Source organism: Lacticaseibacillus camelliae DSM 22697 = JCM 13995, from assembly GCF_001311195.1.
Classification (GTDB): domain Bacteria; phylum Bacillota; class Bacilli; order Lactobacillales; family Lactobacillaceae; genus Lacticaseibacillus; species Lacticaseibacillus camelliae.
This window is the reverse complement of the sequence record NZ_BBAJ01000139.1, coordinates 1-2,171: the sequence shown is the minus strand read 5'-3', so window position 1 is coordinate 2,171 and position 2,171 is coordinate 1. Positions and strand designations below refer to the sequence as shown.

At 55.3% G+C, this 2,171-nt stretch carries 3 protein-coding genes; 1 reads left to right on the top strand and 2 read right to left on the bottom strand.

The features are described 5' to 3' along the window. A partial coding sequence (locus tag JCM13995_RS15100) for a mucin-binding protein (protein WP_225350918.1) occupies window positions 1–1,000 on the top strand: 1,000 nt, incomplete at its 5' end. A gap of 95 nt (window positions 1,001–1,095) precedes the next feature. Here JCM13995_RS15100 and JCM13995_RS13315 read toward each other — a convergent pair. Further along, window positions 1,096–1,587 carry an AP2 domain-containing protein gene (locus tag JCM13995_RS13315; RefSeq protein WP_054666536.1) on the bottom strand — a complete coding sequence of 164 codons (492 nt, stop codon included), beginning with the start codon at window positions 1,585–1,587 and terminating at the stop codon, window positions 1,096–1,098. Window positions 1,588–1,847: 260 nt separating this feature from the next. After that, the coding region (locus JCM13995_RS13310; RefSeq protein WP_156314512.1) for an LPXTG cell wall anchor domain-containing protein at window positions 1,848–2,171 on the bottom strand (324 nt) is incomplete at its 5' end.

Below are 2,171 nucleotides of genomic sequence, written 5' to 3'. Positions count from 1 at the left end.
CGCAAGCAAGGCAGCCAGTGAAGCAGCGGAGAGCGCCGCGATTTCAGAAGCCAATTCCATTGCCCAAAGCGAGGCAGCGCAGAGCGCCGCGATTTCAGAGGCTAACTCTATTGCCGAAAGTAAAGCGGCCAGTGAAGCGGCGGAGAGCGCCGCGATTTCCGAGGCTAACTCCATCGCCGAAAGCAAGGCAGCTAGTGAGGCAGCCGAGAGCGCCGCGATTTCCGAAGCCAATTCCATTGCCGCAAGCAAGGCCGCTAGTGAGGTCGCCCAGAGCGCCGCAGCTTCCGAGGCCAAATCAACTGCCGAAAACAAAGCGCCGAGTAAAGGTGCCCAAAGTATTGCAGTATCCGGGACCAATCCTCTTGGCAAAGTAATCGCTGCGGCAAAGCCAACGACACCGGCACCTCGCGCAACCAGTCCTAAAGCACCTGTCGCTCAGAATCAGGCTGTCACTCCAGCGGCGGCCAAACAAACGCGGCGGATCACAGTGATTGTTGTCGATGCCGATACTGGCAAACCGCTTCAAACCGATTTGATTGCCGGGGTACCAGGCGAGCCGATGACGTTCAATTTTCATGAACTCACGCAGTCACTAGTAGAAGCTGGCTACGCGGTCCTGATCAACCCAGCCACCGATTTAACTCGCTTTCCAGCAGCCGACCAGACGGTGGTCATTACAGTCAAGCACGTGGTGGCTGCCGCACTTGCTTCAGGCCTGCCAAGCGAGTACCAGGCGCTGGTACCAGAACTGGCTGGCGCAAAAACCAACGCAGCCCAGCAGAATCGCCGGACTACTGAACAATCTAGTCAAGCGCAAATCACCAACCTGTTCCAAGGTGAGCGGCTGAACCGGCAAATGGTCTATGCACCATTTTCAATGTCGCTTCAGCAGCATCACGGCAACGGCGGGGGCGCACCGAATCCTGCGGCTGGCGCAGCCATGTTAGCGGCTTACTGGGAAAGCCTCTCGGGCGTGATCAACTTCGGCATTCAATCCTAAGCACAGTAAAGGGCAAATCGCTAATCGAAACGATTTGCCCTTTTTCGTGTCTAGACAAAAAAAGCGGCCAGCGCCGCACTCCTCCCCGAAGTGTGTCACTGTACGCTTTCTGCCAACTCTTCAGTCGGTTTGCCCAGATATTGGTATTCTGCAGCCTTACGCAAGGCCACTGCTTCATCAAACGTCTGACATGACTTGAGAAGCACGTAGCGGCCTTGATACCGGAGCCGCGCAAACCAACGGTTATTGGCCGGATTATAAGAGACACCCACTACACCAGACTTATTGCGCTTGCTTTTGACCAATGAATTCAGCGAAATCCCATCATCATTCGTCAAATCACGCCCATGCGCGTGCTGGTGTGCCCTGAAGGCCGGATTTAACGCCGCGCGTTGCCGAGCGACGTCCCGACGCAAGCACCCACAACTGCGCACTTGGCCTGACCGCAGCCGATACCCGTCGACTGTGACCGTATTACCGCAAGAACACTGGCATTGCCATACCGCATTCCCGTTCTTGGCTGTCCCTGCTCGCCTGAGCACGGTCAACCGACCAAATTGTTCACCTGAGAGATCTTTCACTCGCATCGTTTTTCCCTCCTTGCTCCTATGCTTATATTCTAAGGGGGGAACTGCGGACCAATTCTCCGCGATTTTTGCTATTTTGACAAAACGCGGAGACTCCAGCTTTGTACACACGAAAATGTAGTGCACCACAGGCATTGCGTAGTATTGTTGCCAGCACGACAAGACACCAAAAGGCCCACCCTTCATGCACGTCAAGTGTGCGTGAAGCGTGGACCTTTCGTCATACTTTAATTACCGATCTAGCTTGCGCTTACGATCAACTAGCCTAATAGGGAAAGTAACGAAACGCCTAACAGTGCCAAACCTGCAGCATTTTGATCACCGGTCTTCGGCAGTGTCTTACTCTGCTTAGCCGGCGCCTTTACAACACTTGCTGGCGCACTCGGCTTTGGTGTCGACTCGCTGGTCTTTACAGGCTGCATGGTCTCGGTCTTACCGGTGTGGTCAGTGTTTGCTTTGCCACCCTCAGGCTGGCCGCCTTCTGGATTGGCGTTGCCACCTGGGTTCGTGTTGCCGCCTGGGTTAGTGTCGCCACCCGGGTTCGTGTTGCCGCCTGGGTTTGTGTCGCCACCTGGGTTCGTGTT